Origin of the sequence: Pyrobaculum ferrireducens, from assembly GCF_000234805.1 — an archaeon.
Taxonomy (GTDB): domain Archaea; phylum Thermoproteota; class Thermoprotei; order Thermoproteales; family Thermoproteaceae; genus Pyrobaculum; species Pyrobaculum ferrireducens.
Map to the genome: position 1 here is coordinate 1,666,959 of NC_016645.1, position 17,361 is coordinate 1,684,319.

The following is a 17,361-nucleotide window of genomic DNA, read 5'->3' on the forward strand; positions in this document are numbered from 1 at the left end:
AGACGCCTTAGCTCTGACGTCTGGGAATTTTTATTAAATTTAGGTTATTCAGTTGTGTATGAGAGTTGTTAGGGTGTCTAAGAAAAACACGGTGTATATACCTAAGGAGATCGCCGACGCGCTGGGCATTGGAGAGGGGACACTGCTGGAGCTCCGGGTAGAGGGAGGCACACTGGTGGCCGTGCCGATCCCCAGCCCACTTAAGCTAGCCCTCGAGGGGCCGAAGTTCGCCAAGACCACCGTGGAGGAGTTTGAGAGGGAGAGCGAGGAGGTGCAACCGTGAAGAGGGTACTTCTCGACACCTCGTTTATCCCGCCCATACTGGGGGTCGAGGTGGAGGGGGCGGCGCCGGTGCTGAAGAGGCTCGATGTGCTGTCGAGGAGAGGTGAGGTGGGGCTTTACTACTCGGATTTCTCCATACTAGAGGCTTTGTGGAAAATTGCAAAAACCAATTTCGATATTAAGAGAGTGGAGATGGGACTTAGAAGTATTGAACTGGGCCTCCGGAAGGCCTACGCAGACCGCCGCGTCTTTCTAAAGGCTCTGGAGCTCAGGGGGAGGGGCCATCGGGATGTGGTAGATCTGCTTCTCTACGCAACCGCCGCAAGAAACCACCTCCTCTTCCTGACCATGGATAGAGACCTCATAAACTTTCTTGAAAATGCTGGCGAAGATATAAGCATTGTGGTAAACACGCTGTAAGGCGTAGATAAGCGCGGCAGTAGCCGTAACCGCGACGGTCACCAAGGAGCAGTTCATATTTGGCAAGATCTTCAAAGAGGGGGCACAGCTTGAGGCAACAACAGGCGACGTTGTGGCCTTCACCACCTGCTAAGGCTACCTAGGCAGGTGCAACGTCCAGGTGACCATAAGCCCCAACAAGTTGCCGAGGTACATAGCGGGCTCCATCTACACCAGAAACGAAGGCGGCACCTGCGCCATAGGCGCGTACACCATGCTCCACTACCCCAGCCCCGCCCGCTTGAGATCGCCGCTGTTGAGGGTGCCCAACAGCGAGAGGTGCGAAGGCAACTTCACAGAGATCACGTACGACGACATGCTTGACATATTGGTCAACGGCAACGACGCGGCGTTCCAAAAGGAGAGGGGCTGGAAGTACGGCTTCCCCGGCATGAAGAAGATAAACCAGTGCTACCCCGAGAAGTTCGTCTACTACACCGGCAGAGACCAGTACAACCAGGCCGAGCACACCTGGTTCGCCGCCATGTTCGGATCCCCCAACCAAGCCGGCCACGGAGGGTTCTGCGCCACCAACGTTGCATCGGGAGGCTCCTACATACTGGGCGGCAGCCCTCAAGCCCGCCGACAGATCGGTCTCGGTACACCCTTCGAAATGCGCCGAGTGCGGCCTCTGCATATCCGCGTGATCCACAGACGCCCTCTCGGCCGCCGGCGCCGACGACGTCGAGATCGCGGTGGCGCTGGCCAAGGCGAGGCTCCACGGCACATCCCGCGTCGCCTTCACCTGCTACAAGTCGGCAAAGCCCGGCGCCGAGGGCAGATACGTCTACAGACTGCCGTGCATAGGAGCCCTCGGCCCCGAGTGGGTCCTAGAGGCGGCGGCCGCGGCGGGGGAGGTGGAGGCGTACTGCCCCGACCTCAAATGCCCAGCCGCCGGGCCAAGGCGGGGCTGAAGGTCGTGGAGGAGGTAGCCGAGGCATTCGGCTTCGAAAAGGTCGAGACGGGGGAGGACCGGGCCGTCGTGAGGACGCCCCAAGGCAGTCTCCTACTCGGGCATGCGGCGCAGGGACTACATAGAGGTCCTCTCGAAGTTCAGAGACGCCTACACCGGCAAGAAGATCCAGGCGGTCAAGATGTGCAGAGTCGACATAGACCCAAGCAGGTGCTCGCTCTGCGGCGTCTGCTTCGCCAAATGCCCCCAGAGGGCCTTCGACGTCTCCAGATCAGGAGAGTCAATAAAGCTGACCCTAAACCCCTTGAAGTGCGTCGGCTACGGCTACTGCGAGTAGATCTGCCCCGAGAAGGCAATAGCTGTGGGAAGCCACGACACCCTACCGCCAGAAGTAGAAGAAAAGGCAGAGGACCACGTCGTCAAGTGCAAGTCATGCGAAAGACCCTTCGACACGTCGAAACACATAGAGACAGTCAAGCGGAGAATGGGCATAAAAGGCGACCCCGAGTGGCTCTACATGTGTCCCCACTGCCGCCGCTACCACACAGCAAAACGCATGCTAGAGTCGGCCCTAGGCAAGACGCAAACCCCCAAGAGATAGCCCACCCCCAGCCCACCCCCCGCCGGCGCCTCCAGCCGGAAAATGCATTCAGCCACCACCAGCCCAAACCAGACAACAAGCAGACGAGACAACCCACAAAACATCAAATCAAGCCTTCGCCACCGCCCGCCGTGTGGCTACCGGCGTGTTACAGTTAACAGATGACGCCCCGCCACCACCCACTAAGCCCGCCCCCCAACAAATCCCTTCACCCCCAAAACCCCCAAGGGCGGCAACACACAATCAACACAGGGGAGGGCGTAACCACCCACCCCACCTATAGCTGGATCCCCCCCACCCCACCCCACAGAGGACGAGAACAGCCGGCGAACAGCGAGCCTCAACAGCCGGCGCGCCACCCCCGCGGAGAAGGCCGACGCCTCAACCCCCGCCCCGCCGATCCTCAGCTCTTCCTGGCAATCTCCACCAACAACTTCTGCATGTCAAGAAGCAACGCGTACACCCCATCAATCCTCTTATTCGTCTCGTCAATACGCCTACCCAGCTCCTGGGCTATCGCGTCTATTCTCTTATTCGTCTCGTCGATTCGCATATTTGTCTCGTCTATCTTCTTGCTTATCTCGTCAATCCGTCTGTTGGTCTGGTCTATCCTCTGGTTTACCTCGGCAATCTCCCTCCTAATCTCGTCAAGCTCCTTCCCTATCGTCGCCAAGTAGAGGAGGAAGATGTCTTCAGTGGACAGCTTCTTGCCCTCCCTCAACTTGCCGAGCACAGACTCCACAGCCACCCTAAGCGCCTCCTGCGCCAAAACCCCCAAATCCCCAGACACGTACATAGAAGAAGCCCCATATTTAAACATATAGCTAACAAGTCTAGGAGTCGAAGATTTATCCACACTACGCTACTTCATTTCTAAGCGCGGCGGGCGATCGTGGCTGTGGATCAGATGACCTCAGCTGAGGAATCTCCTCTTCGGCGGATTCCTCTACATGAAAACGAGCTGGCGGCGGTCGTTGCACTGGCCCTCGGGCGAGGAAGCGCAGAGGCCGCCCCGCGACAGGGCGCCTCCTCGAAGGGGGTCGGGGTTGCATAAGATAGGGAGCTCGGGGGGAGCCCGCCCCCGTTAGTGTTGCACTACTCCGTAAATATAAACCTTTTCCGCCAGCCACTCGGCGCATCTCTCAACTGCGGCAAGTTCCTCGCGATGGGCCAGATCCCACCCCACTTAGCCCAACTGGAGTACGTGGACAGAGCGGAGTTTAGGGAGGCAGGCGGCGTAATCTGCTTGCGGAGGGGTTGCCTAGTTGTTAGTTAGGTTTTTAAGCTATTGGAAAAATATACTTTATGGCGGTGGTCAAGGTGACGCGTAACTTCCAGATAACGATCCCGGCAGATGTCAGGAGGGCGTTGGGAATCCGCGAGGGGGATCGACTGTTGGTGGAGGTCGAGGGGGATAGGATAGTGATTAGGAAGGTTGCGGGGGCGTTGCCGAGGATTAGGCTAGGGATGAGGCTGACGCCGGAGGACATAGACAGGTTTGTAGAACAAGGCGCAGTCGATGGGTGAGGCTGTAGTCGACACGAACGCGGTGATATACTACGTGGTCGAGGATTCGCCGTTTCATAAGGAGGCCGAGGCGCTCCTCGACTCTCTAGACGTCTGGCATCTCCCCACCGTCGTCGTCCATGAATTAGTGTGGTTTTTCAAGAAAGCGGCGCCGGATAGGGGGATCGAGGTCTTGAGGGCCCTCCTGGGATACGAGAAGGTCGTCGTGGAGTGCGAGGACTTGGCGTCTTTGAGGAAGGCAGCCAGCGCGGGGCTCGCCTACTACAACGACCTAGTGGTTATCCTGACGGCGAGGAGGCTGGGCCTCCCCTTGGTCACTTTCGACAAGAAGATGGCGAGGAGGGCCGGTGCCTTTGGGGTCCCCGTGCTTAAACCTTAGGGCGGCTAGGCGCGTTTGTGCAGTTAGACCCGCCGCCTGGGGCGTCCCGGCGACCCTCTCGGCGAGGCGCCTCCCGCGGGGCGAGGCACACGCGGGGTCCCTCGCGGCGTGTATCACCGCGACATGTAGCTCTCGAAGCTCCGGATCCCCTGTCGAGACATGCCGAGGGCCCGGCCACCCCGGTCACCACGAGGGCCCCCCCGGCGCATTCAGCCGTCTTGAAGAGGCCTTGGATGCCTCCGGCGGCTCGCATGCTGTTTAGGCCAGGCGGGTGCATCTCCCAGATGCGGCCGCCTCGACAGGCCTCGCGACCTCTGCAATCAGCTTTTACGTAGACTATTTCAGATCTCGGTCCGGCGTCCAGCCAAACGGCGAGGAGGCCTCCGCCACCCGCGAAGAAGGCCCTAGGTCCCGCGTAGCCTCGACGTCCTGTATTTACGTGTGAAGCTCCACAGTTTAGCGCCCCCTAATTAGCGGCCCGGGGACATCTCGTACAGCCTCCGGGCGGGGGAGTAGGGGAGACGGCAGATCCCAGACCGCGCCGAGCACCATGTGCCTCCTCCATTCCTTCTCCGCCAGGTGGAGCCGTGCGGCGGTGCCAGCCAAGGCGTAGCTCAAACAGGCCTGCGCCGAATATAAGACGGGGCCGCAACGTGGCCAGCTGGCGGCCAGTGCCGCATGGAGAACTCGCCGTCCCTCCCCCCGGCCGAGGCGCGTCGAGGTTGATCTGGGGTGTAGCCGCGGCAGAGATCTAGGCGAGTAGGGGTAGCTCCCCGTTCTGGAGATCGTGTCTGCGGGCCCGCGGATCCGTCGCCTTGAGGCCGCCGGGTGCCGACATGTTTATCCCCCCCATGTTGTTTGCCCCAGCCGCGTTGAGCTACGCCACGGCGGTTATCTCCAACATGCCGCCACGAATCTTGACTGCAAGGCTGGCAACGGTGAGTTCTTGAAGCCGCCATGTGATGCGGCGGAGGTCCCCTCGACCTCCACCCGCAAGCCGCAGTGCCCGCCTCTGAGGCAAACGAAGAACCGCCTCCCTCACATTCGGCCTCCTCATAACCCCCCGATGCTAAAATAGGCGAGGCCCCCCGCAACACCCAGCCACGAAACGGCACCCCCCACAGAAGACGCCAAGAGGCCCCCGCGCCGCCACGAGACCGCGCAACGGAATACTCGGCCAGCTTGAAGATTTAGACCGCTGTGTATTTCGCGGCGGCCGGCGCGGCTAGCCTCAGCCACCTGGCTAAGTGCACCGCGGCTTTGAAGGGGGTGCCCCCCGTCCTAGGGCGCGGCAGGAGTCGGTGGCGGAGTCGTCCCTCCAGATGAGGTTGCGGCCGTCGTGTACTGAGAAGCCGAAGGCGGGCGTCAGCTAGGGGCTCGCGGTGTATATGCGATCGCCGCCACCACCCCGCCACAGCCCCCGCATCAAGCCGGAAAACTGGGCCGAGCCGCCCCGCTGATACCCAAAACCGCGATCCCAACAAGACGGCGCCAGCACCCAGGCAACGCCGACCCGCGGCCTTAAGTTGCTCTTAAAATTTCGGGAGAACCCCCAAATCCGCCAAAAACCCCAACAGCCTCCCCACACTCACCTCGACGGGGACCCCCTCGTTGACGAGGACAAGGTCGGGGCTCTCCGGCTCCTCGTATGGATCGTCCACCCCAGTGAAGTTCTTGACCTCCCCCGCCAGCGCCCTTCTGTAGAGGCCCTTCGGGTCGCGCCTGACGGCCTCCCCGAGGGAGACCTTGACGTAGACCTCGAAGAAAGGCACCTCCTCCTCCACTATCCTCCTCACCTCAGCCCTCACGTCCCTGTAGGGAGAGACAAATGCGGCGAAGACCGCCACGCCGTTCCTCGCCAAGAGGCGCGTCACCCACGCCACCCGCAGAAGATGGCGGCGCCGGTCATCCCGAGAGAAGCCCACGTCGGTGCTTATCGTTGAGCGCGCCCAGTCCCCATCCAGCACCTCCGCCCTCACCCCCACCTCCCTCACCCGCGCCGCCGCCAGCTGGGCAATCGTCGACTTGCCAGACGCCGGCAGGCCAGTCAGCCAAACCACGAAACCCCTCTCCAGACACCTCATAGGACAGACTCGAGAAACCGCGCCACGTCAAGCGCGTGCATATCCCGCTTCCTCGCGTCCCCCCAGGTGGCGGCGTAGAAACCGTTGAAGCTGTGCAGAGAGTCGTCGGGGCCCCTGTCGTTCCCCTCAAGCCAAGGCGACCCGTAGCCGACGGTCTGCACCGGCCTAACCCGCAGAGAGTCGAAGTAGGCCATGAGGTCGGGGAAGTCCCCCCTCACCGACCGGTAGAGCTCCCCCGGCTCGTAGACAGCGTTGTGGATATAGCCCCACGGCGCCTTGAGCACGCGGAGCCTCCTCCTCAGCTCCCTCTTCAGATCCTCAGCCTCCTCCCTAGACACCACTCCACGCGGCCTATCCACCGTGTTTACAAACAGCCGGGCGTAGTACCCACCCCACGCCACCACCTTCGTCCGCCCCCAGTCCACCACAGACTCCACATCCACCCCCCCAGAAGGCTCCGACTTGAAGGAGAGGAGCCCCCACTCCGCCAGAAGCTCGTTAAGCGCAAGCACCCCCCGCTGCGCCTGGTTCCCGTGATCCGACACGACGAGGATCTCCACGTCACGCGGCAGACGCCTCCTCAGCCGCCCAAAAAGCTCGTCAACCAGCCTGTAGAGACGCGGGACCTTGTCCTCGTGGGGGTTCCCCGGCGCGTATAGCGGGTGCTCCGGATCCCAAAACTTCTGAAAAAGGTGGTGAACACGGTCAGTCCCAATCTCGTGCAGGACAAAGACATCCCACTGGACGGCCTCCATAAGCCGCTCAGCCACGGCAAACCGCCTCTCCACCATCTCCACCAGCGCCTTGAAAGCCTCCTCCTTCCGATCCGTGCGGTACTCCACGTCGAAGACGTACCCCGGAAACATCTCCATAACCCCCGGCGGGTAGGCCCACGGCCGCCCCCGAGGCGTCAAGAAGTCAGAAATCCACACTCCGTACTCTCTCGGCGCATTCCTCAAGAACAAACTCACTACATCGCAAACTGCGATATATGATTCCACAAGTCCGTCGCACCAAATTAAACAACCACTAGACTAATGCATACGACAGTCAACGCAACCTGTCAACATTTAAAAGTTGTTAAACTAAACGTCACATGAAACTCTGCGTAGTAGGACTCGGCTATGTAGGCCTTCCAGCCGCCGTGGTATTCGCAAGCAGAGGAATCCCCGTAATAGGCATAGACATCGACCACAGAAAAGTAGAGGCAATAAACAGAGGGCAAACCCCAATAAAAGAGCCAGGTGTCGACACGCTATTGAGACAAGCCGTAGCTGATGGCAAGCTCACCGCCACCACCACGCACGACGCCCTACGGGAATGCCAGGCTATAATCATTGCAGTTAACACGCCAGTAGAAGACGGCGTGGTAAACCTAACCCAGCTAAAAAACGCACTTGAAACAGCCGCCAAGAACCTAAACAAAGACACTCTAGTCTCAATAGAATCCACAGTGCCACCAGGTACCACGGAAAAAATAGCAAAACCAATTCTAGAGAAAAGCGGTTTAAAAACAGGCCGAGACTACTACCTAGCCCACGTCCCAGAACGCATAGCCCCCGGCCGAGCCATAGAAGAGCTAACCACAGCGCCTAGACTAGTCGGCGGCGTAGACCCACCCTCCACTCAAAGAGCTATAGAGCTCTACACAACAATAAACAAAAACCTGTACCCAACAGACGCCACCACAGCCGAATTCACCAAACTAATAGAAAACACATACCGCGACGTAAACATAGCCCTAGCAAACATCTTCGCATTAATGGCCGAAAAACTCGGCATAGACGTCTGGGAAGCAATACGCCTCGCCAACACACACCCAAGAGTCCACATACACCTCCCAGGGCCCGGCGTAGGAGGACCCTGCCTTACAAAAGACCCCTACATACTAATAACCGCCGCATCTGTCGAACACGCCAAGTTAATACAGCTCGCCAGAGAAATAAATAGACAAATGCCCACACACTTCACCCACCTAGTACTCACAGCACTCAAAAGACACTCGATAAACCCCCGAGAAGCAACAGTGGCCATACTCGGCGTGGCGTACAAAGGCGGAATAGACGACACAAGAGAAACCCCAGCCCAACCAATTATCCACCTACTAAAACAACACGTAGCAGAAGTCAGAGCCCACGACCCCTACACGCAAGAAACCTTCGGCGCCACCCCCACCACAACAGTGGAAGAAGCCCTAGAAAACGCAGACGCCGCCGCCATAGTAACAGACCACCCACAGTATAGACAACTAGACTGGAAAAAACTAGCCCCCCTAATGCGCCACAAGATTATAGTCGACGGACGCAGAGTCGTAGAACCCCACACGGCCATTGAAGCCGGATACACATACTACGCAATAGGATACGGCAAGGCATTCAAGATATAAAAGCCGTGAAAATTTATATTTCAAGATATTATTATATATTAATATCTAAAATTTCACCACAAAAAATTATGAAGTTCAAAGCAGAAAAATATATCTTTTACGCAGAGGCAAGAGACTGGTGGAGATTTATACAACCTTTTGAGCCGAAGACACGAAAATTCCTAGAAGAACACATAAGAGGCGCATCGCTCTTTATAGACATAGGCGCACACATAGGGATCTATGCAATACCCGCCTCACACTATACAAACGTAATAGCATTTGAACCAGAACCCACAAATTTCTTCCTCCTCTACAAAAACATCATAACAAATAATGCACACAATAAAGTCGTACCGCTGCCGCTAGCAATTTCAGATACGTACGGCATAGATGAATTATGCATATCAGATACCTCTTCGGGTCATCATACACTAAATAAAGAACATAATTGCCATAAAAAAATTACTATAATAAAAACAACACTAGACCAGATATTAATACATTTCAACAGTAAACCCGATATAATAAAAATAGATATCGAAGGCCATGAAGACAGGGCATTCCACGGCATGAAAAAAACTCTTGAACACAAACCAGTATTAATCGTGGAAACTACCGATAAATCGCATTTATATAAATATTTAACCTCTATAGGTTACAAAGCTATAAAACTAGACTGCTGGAACGAAACTTTGTGCAACTATGGCTTCACGCCACTATTTTAGTCCCGTCAAAATTACAGTAAAAGAAGTCCGCGGACACTGCGCCGCAGGCTACAAACCAGGCGATGAGATACAAGCCGAAAAATTCTACATAAAACCCACCCAGCTACCGATATGCCTCCACGCCCTAGCGGCCATGCTGACGCTACTAACCCCCTTCATGAAGGGAATCCCCGCAACCGCTCTAGGCATAGGAACACAAGACCACATCGGATACGTCCAGTGCCCAGACCCAGGCCTCCCTTACACATGCGGCGGAACAGTAGTCTTTGAGCTGAGAAGAGAAGCTACAACTTCGACTTCACAATAGACACAATCCTCTCAGCCGCCCTCCCATCCCCAAAAGGAGACGCGTCAGGAAGCTCTACACCCCCCGACAACACCCTCTCCAACTCCGCCAACACAACCACAGGGTTAGTTCCCACAACCCGCGCAAACCCAGCAGACACAGCCTCAGGCCTCTCAGTAGACATCCTCAACACAAGCACAGGCTTACGGATAGCCGGATGTGTAGCCTCCTCCTGAAGCCCCCCAGAATCAGTCAACACAACCCTACAATTCCTCATCAAAGCCAAAAACTCAAAATACCCCAAAGGAGGCAGAAGTTGCACATGGGGGATGGAACCCACCACATCCCAAAGCCCAAACTCAGAAAGCCTCCTCTTAGTCCTCGGATGTACAGGAAAAACCAAAGGAATAGGACTTCTCTGAAGCACCCTAACAAAATCCCTCAACGTCTCCAACCGATCCACATTCTCAGCCCTGTGAAACGTCACCACACCAAACTCACCAAACCTAACACCCTCCAAAACTTTGGCCTCTACCTCCTTCACTTTATCCAGATACATAGTTATAGCATCAATAACGGTGTTGCCCGTCACAAAAACCTCACCCCAAACCCCCTCCTCCAAGAGATTCCTCCTAGCCAACTCAGTCGGCGCAAAAAGCATATCCGACACATGGTCAATCATACGCCTATTATGCTCCTCAGGCATACGCCAATCAAAACTACGCAACCCAGCCTCCACATGACCTAGCTTTATACCCAGCTTAACGGCAGTTAAACCAGCCGCTAACATACTATTAGTATCGCCCTGCACCAACATAATACTAAGACGACGACCCAAATTCGCCACAGCACGCTCCAGCTTAATCATCATCTCCCCAATCTGAGCCGCAGGACTACTATTCTCAAGAGAAAAACCCACATGAGGCTCCGGAAGACCCAACTCTTCGATAAAAACCCTACTCATTTCAAAATCAAAATGCTGACCAGTATGTACAAACACAAAATCTATACCAGCCCCCTCAAGCCTCTTCACAACAGGCGCCATCTTAATGATCTCAGGTCTAGTACCAACAACAATCAAAACAGACATAGATAGAGGAAAAAATATTTTTAAAAAAGCTTACCTTACCACCGTAGTCCAGTCCTCAAACGGATAATACACGTAATACTTCGTATAGGTGCTACCCCACCTCCACACCACTGGCAGAGAGGGCAACTGGGCCCAGTACATCGTCGACACGTCAAACTTCTGCCCAGGAGCCCCGTAGTTAGCCACAGTCACAGAAAACGTAAACTGCGTGCCAGCAGGAAACGGACCAGAGACATACCCAGGACTCACGCTGTAGTAGCCAGGCGTGTAGCGCTGATCAAAGTCCAGCCACGGCGTATACGGCCTTGAAATAAACGCATACATATCCCTAACTATATACGGCAGGGAGAACCTCACATAATACGTCCCACTACCAACCACCTGAGCAGGCAGAAGCGACATAGCTGGCAGAGCCCTCACCCTCACAGTAATAGGTTCAGAAGCGCCACTCCTCCCGTCGTACAACACAGACCTCACCACTATAGCAAACACCCCACCCTCAGGCTTGCTGTGCGGATACAGCCAGTTCCTGTAGTTAACACCGGGGAACCACACAACCCTCTTAGCCACGTCAATGGAACCAGCGCCTGTGTTAACCCACTGGAACACGCCCGATCCTAAATAGTCAAAGTAGGAAGCACCCTGGCCAAGGTAAGCACCAGCAAACTGACCGTCTGGACCAACGGCGAAGCCAATAAGCGAGGTGTCGGGCTGGCTCCACGAAGCCTCGGCCTCCAGCGCCAGAGCGCTACCCCCAGCTGGCCTCACGAAGTAAACACGCCAGTCACCAGACTCAAACCTCCAAGCCCAGTCAGTGGCACCCCTGATAGACCTCGCATCAGGCCACCTCCCGTTAGATCCACTAGTCAAAACCAACCACCCACCACTCACATCGGTATACACATTAAACGAATACGGAACAGACATCACCTTCCCAGTCACGTTGTTGGTCAATATAAGCTGGCCAATATAGGTAGTGGGGACGGCGTTTGAAGGAACACTCACAGTGAGCGTAAAGGTGTAGGAGCCGCCAGGCGGTATAGTTGCCGACGAAGGAGATACAGAAACCCACGGATCTCTAGATAGGCCTTCCACATATGTAATATTTACGCGGATAGGCACAGGCGGGACATAGCTAGGCGCGCCGGGTCCCCGAACCAAGTCAACGGTAACCACTATACCCCTATAAGAGCCGAGCTTAAACGTCGGCAGAGATATCGTGGCGAGGTTCCAGTTAGCCCAATTATAGCCGTAATTTACCAATATCATTTCATCAGGGTCAGGCATGCCGTTACCATTTGTATCACTCCTCCAAATGTGGATCCACACCCTCACCCTGACATCCATTCTGTAGTCACCATCACTATCAAATGCACTAAACGGAATCGTAGCCACCACCTCCATAAAGCGATAAGTCATAGTGAGATTGGAAGAGGTAAACACCCAATAGGTCCTGTTATAAGGCGCACCCGACGCCAGAGACAGCGAGGCGCTCAACGTCTGAGTTCTAATCACCACAAACTGGCGGGGAGACAGGCTTACAGCCATAGTCTTGTTTGTCGGGTTCCTAACCGTCAGCGTAACGGACTTCGACCCACCGCGGGCGACGTCGCCAAAGAACACAACGCCGTCAAATCTCGAAGAGGCCGCTGGAGGCATGGCGCACCTGGAAGGCGCAAGGTCCGTGCCAAGCCACCACAACATATACGCCCTGATGTTGTCACACCACTGCCAACGCCAAATACTCCCAGCCTTAGACGCGTACTGGGACCATAGAGAATTACTAAACACTAGCGCCTCGTACGTAGCCGCAGTTCTGCCAGCCAGCAACCGGGCAAGCGAGACGGCCCTATAGGCATCAACACGGCCAAAGCCCTCTGTAGCAGTGTCATATCCCAAGTACTTCGCCGAAGATTGAATCACGGCCTTTACAAGCGCGGGGTCGGCAGACCTCCCCAACACTTGGTAAACCAGCGCCGCCACACCAGCCGTGAGCGGAGTCGCGTAGCTAGTACCCCCGAACAAAGTGTAGTTCACGCCCACAGGCGCCGCGGTGAAGCCAAACGCCCCAACATTAACAACATCAGGCTTAATAAAGCCCACCACCGTAGGACCCCTCAGCGACCAGCTAATCACCTCGTCACTACTCCAGCCAGCCCCCGAGGCATATACCGTGTTGTTCATCTTCGTATAGACATACGCAAAATGAGTCGAAGTAGAGGCACCCGTAGTCAAGACACCAGGCGAGGCCCCTGGGCTCGTGATAGTGCCGTAGCCAGGTCCGCCATTTCCCCCAGCCTGCACAATTAACACACCGGGGTAGCGCGGGTCTAAGTAACCCGGAAGCGCCAGCCCAGCAACAAACACAGACTCGAAATCATATCCGAACGCCCCAACGTCATAGGCAAAATAAGAAATCCCCCAGCTATTGCTAATAACATCAGCCCTCCTAGACCCCGTGAAGTAGAACTGCCCAGTATACGGATCAACGTCAAAGCCAGCGGCCCACAACATGCCGCCCTCCACATTACCCGCCCACAGCGCCTTGACGCCAATGATCCCAGCCCCAGGCGCTATGCCGGTTAGCCTCACCGTGCCCAACCCAGGGATATTATAGACCACCACCCCCCTGCCAGCGGCAGCAGACGCCGCGGCTGTGCCATGCCCGTCAAAGTCATAGAAAATACTCAGCCACCTCCCGTCCCTATCCCAGCCAGGGTGAATCTCAGCAGGATAACTAAACCACCACCACAAGTCGTAGAAGAACCCACCAGCAACACCAAGGGAAATATCAGGAAAGCCATTCCCGTCATAATCCGGCGCTATCACCCTATTGCTCCAATACCTCAGCACAGAACCCCTCGCATAAGGATCTATAGGAGGAACTTTCTCATCGTCAAATCTACAGTTACGATTAACATCTACAAACACATAACCATAATAGTCCCAGCCCTGCGGCCTCCACGCCAAAACACCAGCAACCACCAGCCCATACCCAGGCACAAACATATATGTTACGCCAAATCTAAACTCACCAACCCACGAAGGACTAACTCTATAGTAATCACACGGCGGAGAAATATATACAGGCCACGGAGTCAGAGTTGTATATAGTCTCCCCCCTACGTATAGATGAGTTGAATTAACACGAGTTACAGGCTCCAGCAATAATACTTGTGACTCATCGGCGTCAAATACTAGAGGCTCTCTGATATTGACACCCTTGTACAGACCCGACCAGTATCTTAAAGCAGTGGTGAGATCCGGGTGACCATAATCCACACCAGTATCCACAATTGCAATATTCACCCCACTTCCATCCACCCCGTAAACCCTCTGCGCCAGAGACGCGCCTATCAAATCTCGAACAACGGCGTTCAGCGTACCAATCCCCCTCTCACTAACCCCATCTGGCAGACGCGGCATCGTGGAGGGAACCGGCTTAGACAAAACAGCCTCAACATGCTCCCTGTAGCCAGCAAGCAAACGATTAACCACCTCAGGCCTCTCAGCAACCCTAAACATGTAGCGACCCTCCCTATCCTTCACAACTTTCGACACCCTGACCTCGGTAATACTTACTTCTCTTCCATTTATGCTTACCCTTTTACTATGTGTATATAGTTGCGTAAACATTTCATGTACTTTATTTACCACAGAGTCGGGAACCCCCTTCTTAAATATCACAGTGGAGACTATATATCTCTCACCACCAGCAGTAATGTTGCCCACAAATACATTAACCTCTGGACGGGCGGGATCCCCGATCTGATACCTTTGAACATCACCAATTTGGGCTAACGCCACAGCACCAACCAACGCTAACACTATTACAGCCAGCAACCCAATCCTATTTGTAGAACCCATAACTGTCCAAAATTCTGGTATTTTAAAATATTACGTATATGGTCATAGTTATAGCCTACATATATATTTAGTTAGTTAAGATGGGTAAGCACCAGCTGACGCATCCATTTGCTTGGTGCAAAACAATTAACCATGAGAATATCTGTCGTAAATCTCAACCTCACTATATTAAATACTTCTGCGTAGAGATATTCAGTAACCTCTTTCGGCATAAGTTACAGCCCTAAAACGATACACCTAATACTGTCTATCACCACTTCCAAACCTTGTAAACCCTAATACTCAGAACCCTCTGTGTCGCCTCGTCGGATTCTCTACAAAAATACAAAATTTTCTCGGTGATATCCTGGGGATCTCTAGGCGGCGCCAAAAAGCCACCGTAACCATCTACTATCCGATCCGCAATACCACCTACTCTTGTACCCATCACAGTTTTACCCCGCAACCGCGCTTCAATCACCACAAACCTCCACGCCACCTGAAGAGAAGGTACCACAACCACGTCACTAGCCACGACAACTTAGATTGCGTAAAACAATAAAAATAACGTTGCTTTCAACACTAAGCCCCCACTAAACGCCTAAAGAATATCGAGATCTCCCCTCTACCTATCACAAATACAACATCTTAATGCCCACTCAACACAATTACTATAGCCCTTATTGAATACTCCACTCCACATTTCGGGTAGCGAACAGTAAAAATAGCAATCCCTATTCCTAACCCCTTCCGTGACTTCTCTCTATCTAATTAATTAAAAAGCTTTACATCAACCCTATAAGGGACTAGTAAATCTTCTCCAGCGAATACAATTTTGATGCCTCTTCAAATACAGCTTTGCTAGCCACAATCAAGGCATCGAAAACTCTTCTCACCAACATACCGTGACATTACTCAACCTGGTACCATGCCTCACAGAAGGTTCATTAAGAAAATCATTAGCCGTGAAGCGTAACGACGAATGACACTCTGTGCCCCTAATTAGTAATATTAGTAATAATAATTGTAATAAAGAACATAAAAATATATAAATCCATCCCGCCTAGATCTCACCACATGCACCTCCACGCCACGGTGTAGTAGTCTAGATGATTTTCTCAAAAGACAATTATTAAGTTAAATCATCATAGAATGTCCAACTAAGTAGATACAACTTTGAGCTTTGCTTTAATAAAATCTAAAAGACTAACTTAGTATTTATTTATAGAAATTCAAATAGTTTTATTTGTACATACATTAAGTAATCTTTCTAGTAAAATATTAGCAATTTTTTGATAATCAAATTTCTCTGCAATTTTCCGCGAGTTTGTCGATAATCTAAAATAAAGCGATTTGTCATATAATAGTTCAATAATCTTTTTAGCAACATCTGATGGTTCAGGTTTACAAAACAATATATGTTCTCTATCCCTAATGCCATAGAATTTAAAAATTTCATGATCTGTTGCAATTACAGGTACGCCTAAAGCCCATGCTTCTATAATCTTTATAGGCAGTACGCTTTCTGTTACTAGAGTCTTAGGTCGTGGCAAAACCAATACATGAGACCGCGCAAGCACTTTTAATGCTTCAAAATGCGGCAACGAACCCACCATTTCACAATTAACACCCAACTTGTTACACAATATTTCGATCTTCCTCCTATCAGGACCGTCACCCACTATTACTAACTTAATACGTTTACCGACATCTAACCGTCTCAATAAAGACACCGCTTTTACAACCACATCTATACCCTGCCACCAGACTAAAGAACCTACAAAAGCTACAACAAATTCATTTGAAAAAACTCCATTACTTCCCTTGGTCATAATTTTACTCACCTTTTGCAAATCTATACCTGGAGTTATTGCCACAACCGATCCGGAAGGAATAACCCCTCTTCTAAATACTAAATATTTTAATAATAGCGGCGAAACGAGGCCAACTATACGTGCACGAGCGAGGGCATGTCGATCAGCACTAATGATGAATCGTTTTACAAAATTAATTACTGTCACCTCTTCCTCTCCTAAGGACACGAGTTTTACAAGCGTCCTATTCCTAAGCATAGGCATGAGAAGAAAACCCAGAGCATTCCACGAATTCCTTACGTAGATACACACTTCATGTTTAGTGAAAAAACTATATAAATAAACAGCCAACGCAATGACTAAACTAAAGAATGATGAAAAAATATAATATGTAGATACTATACCAGTTAGAAGTATAGGTATATATGTAACACCTTCCAAAACTTGTAATTGTGCTCTGAATTTATTATACTTAAAAAGCATTTTTAACGATAAATTATAAAAAACGTAACATTTACCATTGAACTTAGATATAAATTGTTTACATAAGTGATTTATTAACTGTCGCTCATTAACCGCATCACCCGTGTTACCCAAATATGTTGAATAAACGACAAGAAGTTTTTTTCTCGATGTTTTTGAATTAATTTTATAGCTTTTCACTTTGATTTACAATATAAGCTTCAATATTTGAAATAAATATGATAGTATATTCTCTCTTAATCATGCATCAACAACAATAGAGCCAACGAGGTATAGATGTGTCTTGTCAGTACCCTCCATGAGTAAGTTGTAGTAAGCGAGCTTTGTCGGGGCAAAATGCATAAAGGCAATTGCGTCGGCAACTCTGCGATACACCTCCTCAGGCATATATAGGTCATAACTTCGCATGCCAGCCTCGTCGTGAATAAAAGGCACTCCCTCATAAACAGAGGCGATACCAGCCGCAAGAGTAGTCGCGGTATCTCCCAACGCATATACCGCAAC

The 17,361-nt window shown here is 52.5% G+C and carries 22 protein-coding genes; 11 read left to right on the forward strand and 11 right to left on the reverse strand.

Annotation, left to right across the window (positions count from 1 at the left end; all coding sequences use genetic code 11):
- The first annotated feature begins 58 nt into the window (after nucleotides 1-58).
- Both P186_RS09275 and P186_RS09280 read left to right on the forward strand, forming a co-directional pair.
- Entirely contained in the window at nucleotides 59-283 is a 225-nt protein-coding gene (locus P186_RS09275; RefSeq protein WP_014289210.1) for an AbrB/MazE/SpoVT family DNA-binding domain-containing protein, read from the forward strand.
- Nucleotides 280-702 carry a PIN domain-containing protein gene (locus tag P186_RS09280; protein ID WP_014289211.1) on the forward strand — a complete coding sequence of 141 codons (423 nt, stop codon included), beginning with the start codon at nucleotides 280-282 and terminating at the stop codon, nucleotides 700-702. Before P186_RS09275 ends, P186_RS09280 begins: the two co-directional genes overlap by 4 nt.
- A gap of 261 nt (nucleotides 703-963) precedes the next feature.
- Here P186_RS09280 and P186_RS13865 read toward each other — a convergent pair whose 3' ends face one another.
- The gene (locus P186_RS13865; RefSeq protein WP_158307143.1) at nucleotides 964-1,134 is read right to left on the reverse strand and encodes a hypothetical protein; all 171 of its coding nucleotides are present in this window, start codon (nucleotides 1,132-1,134) and stop codon (nucleotides 964-966) included.
- Nucleotides 1,135-1,436: 302 nt separating this feature from the next.
- Here P186_RS13865 and P186_RS14365 point away from each other — a divergent pair, with 302 nt between their 5' ends.
- From P186_RS14365 to P186_RS14375, 3 genes are all read left to right on the forward strand, one after another.
- Nucleotides 1,437-1,655 (forward strand): hydrogenase iron-sulfur subunit, encoded by a 219-nt coding sequence (locus P186_RS14365; RefSeq protein WP_237179390.1) that lies wholly within the window; start codon nucleotides 1,437-1,439, stop codon nucleotides 1,653-1,655.
- Nucleotides 1,656-1,757: 102 nt separating this feature from the next.
- Nucleotides 1,758-1,991: a 4Fe-4S dicluster domain-containing protein gene (locus P186_RS14370; protein ID WP_237179391.1), complete on the forward strand. Its 234-nt coding sequence runs from the start codon at nucleotides 1,758-1,760 to the stop codon at nucleotides 1,989-1,991.
- Nucleotides 1,992-2,015: 24 nt separating this feature from the next.
- Nucleotides 2,016-2,255 (forward strand): hypothetical protein, encoded by a 240-nt coding sequence (locus P186_RS14375; protein ID WP_237179392.1) that lies wholly within the window; start codon nucleotides 2,016-2,018, stop codon nucleotides 2,253-2,255.
- A 403-nt stretch (nucleotides 2,256-2,658) separates the two neighbouring features.
- Here the strand turns inward: P186_RS14375 and P186_RS09295 are convergent, their stop codons facing one another.
- Nucleotides 2,659-3,045, reverse strand: a complete 387-nt coding sequence (locus tag P186_RS09295; protein ID WP_148682925.1) for a coiled-coil domain-containing protein — start codon at nucleotides 3,043-3,045, stop codon at nucleotides 2,659-2,661.
- Between the two features lie 297 nt (nucleotides 3,046-3,342).
- Here P186_RS09295 and P186_RS09300 point away from each other — a divergent pair, with 297 nt between their 5' ends.
- The 3 genes from P186_RS09300 to P186_RS09310 are packed head-to-tail and all read left to right on the forward strand — an operon-like array spanning nucleotide 3,343 to nucleotide 4,161.
- On the forward strand, nucleotides 3,343-3,531 hold the full coding sequence (locus P186_RS09300) for a hypothetical protein (protein ID WP_014289214.1): 189 nt from the start codon (nucleotides 3,343-3,345) through the stop codon (nucleotides 3,529-3,531).
- Nucleotides 3,532-3,560: 29 nt separating this feature from the next.
- Nucleotides 3,561-3,782 (forward strand): AbrB/MazE/SpoVT family DNA-binding domain-containing protein, encoded by a 222-nt coding sequence (locus P186_RS09305; protein ID WP_014289215.1) that lies wholly within the window; start codon nucleotides 3,561-3,563, stop codon nucleotides 3,780-3,782.
- Complete coding sequence (locus P186_RS09310) at nucleotides 3,775-4,161, forward strand: PIN domain-containing protein (RefSeq protein ID WP_014289216.1); 387 nt, start codon at nucleotides 3,775-3,777, stop codon at nucleotides 4,159-4,161. The genes P186_RS09305 and P186_RS09310 overlap by 8 nt, the downstream gene beginning before the upstream one ends.
- A gap of 456 nt (nucleotides 4,162-4,617) precedes the next feature.
- On the opposite strand, the gene P186_RS13870 is transcribed toward P186_RS09310, so the two are convergent.
- From P186_RS13870 to P186_RS09325, 4 genes are all read right to left on the reverse strand, one after another.
- Nucleotides 4,618-4,779 (reverse strand): hypothetical protein, encoded by a 162-nt coding sequence (locus P186_RS13870; RefSeq protein ID WP_014289217.1) that lies wholly within the window; start codon nucleotides 4,777-4,779, stop codon nucleotides 4,618-4,620.
- Nucleotides 4,780-5,038: 259 nt separating this feature from the next.
- Nucleotides 5,039-5,218 carry a hypothetical protein gene (locus P186_RS09315; RefSeq protein WP_148682926.1) on the reverse strand — a complete coding sequence of 60 codons (180 nt, stop codon included), beginning with the start codon at nucleotides 5,216-5,218 and terminating at the stop codon, nucleotides 5,039-5,041.
- A 475-nt stretch (nucleotides 5,219-5,693) separates the two neighbouring features.
- Complete coding sequence (gene cysC / locus P186_RS09320; RefSeq protein ID WP_014289220.1) at nucleotides 5,694-6,245, reverse strand: adenylyl-sulfate kinase; 552 nt, start codon at nucleotides 6,243-6,245, stop codon at nucleotides 5,694-5,696.
- Complete coding sequence (locus P186_RS09325; RefSeq protein WP_237179393.1) at nucleotides 6,242-7,216, reverse strand: alkaline phosphatase family protein; 975 nt, start codon at nucleotides 7,214-7,216, stop codon at nucleotides 6,242-6,244. Before P186_RS09325 ends, cysC begins: the two co-directional genes overlap by 4 nt.
- 125 nt (nucleotides 7,217-7,341) lie before the next feature.
- On the opposite strand from P186_RS09325, the gene P186_RS09330 reads away from it, so the two are divergent.
- The 3 genes from P186_RS09330 to P186_RS14665 all read left to right on the forward strand — a co-directional run bounded on the left by P186_RS09330 (nucleotide 7,342) and on the right by P186_RS14665 (nucleotide 9,645).
- Complete coding sequence (locus P186_RS09330) at nucleotides 7,342-8,631, forward strand: nucleotide sugar dehydrogenase (RefSeq protein ID WP_014289222.1); 1,290 nt, start codon at nucleotides 7,342-7,344, stop codon at nucleotides 8,629-8,631.
- Between the two features lie 68 nt (nucleotides 8,632-8,699).
- The gene (locus P186_RS09335) at nucleotides 8,700-9,338 is read left to right on the forward strand and encodes an FkbM family methyltransferase (protein WP_148682927.1); all 639 of its coding nucleotides are present in this window, start codon (nucleotides 8,700-8,702) and stop codon (nucleotides 9,336-9,338) included.
- On the forward strand, nucleotides 9,316-9,645 hold the full coding sequence (locus P186_RS14665) for a TIGR04076 family protein (RefSeq protein WP_014289224.1): 330 nt from the start codon (nucleotides 9,316-9,318) through the stop codon (nucleotides 9,643-9,645). Before P186_RS09335 ends, P186_RS14665 begins: the two co-directional genes overlap by 23 nt.
- Here P186_RS14665 and wecB read toward each other — a convergent pair.
- From wecB to P186_RS09365, 5 genes are all read right to left on the reverse strand, one after another.
- On the reverse strand, nucleotides 9,623-10,714 hold the full coding sequence (wecB, locus tag P186_RS09345; RefSeq protein ID WP_014289225.1) for a non-hydrolyzing UDP-N-acetylglucosamine 2-epimerase: 1,092 nt from the start codon (nucleotides 10,712-10,714) through the stop codon (nucleotides 9,623-9,625). The two genes, P186_RS14665 and wecB, sit on opposite strands and share 23 nt — an antisense overlap.
- Before the next feature lie 30 nt (nucleotides 10,715-10,744).
- Entirely contained in the window at nucleotides 10,745-14,581 is a 3,837-nt protein-coding gene (locus P186_RS09350; protein ID WP_014289226.1) for a S8 family serine peptidase, read from the reverse strand.
- A 250-nt stretch (nucleotides 14,582-14,831) separates the two neighbouring features.
- Nucleotides 14,832-15,095: a glycosyltransferase gene (locus P186_RS09355; protein WP_014289228.1), complete on the reverse strand. Its 264-nt coding sequence runs from the start codon at nucleotides 15,093-15,095 to the stop codon at nucleotides 14,832-14,834.
- Nucleotides 15,096-15,792: 697 nt separating this feature from the next.
- Nucleotides 15,793-16,686 carry a glycosyltransferase family 4 protein gene (locus tag P186_RS09360; RefSeq protein ID WP_158307144.1) on the reverse strand — a complete coding sequence of 298 codons (894 nt, stop codon included), beginning with the start codon at nucleotides 16,684-16,686 and terminating at the stop codon, nucleotides 15,793-15,795.
- A gap of 411 nt (nucleotides 16,687-17,097) precedes the next feature.
- Complete coding sequence (locus P186_RS09365) at nucleotides 17,098-17,346, reverse strand: UDP-N-acetylglucosamine 2-epimerase (protein ID WP_158307145.1); 249 nt, start codon at nucleotides 17,344-17,346, stop codon at nucleotides 17,098-17,100.
- Nucleotides 17,347-17,361: the final 15 nt, after the last annotated feature.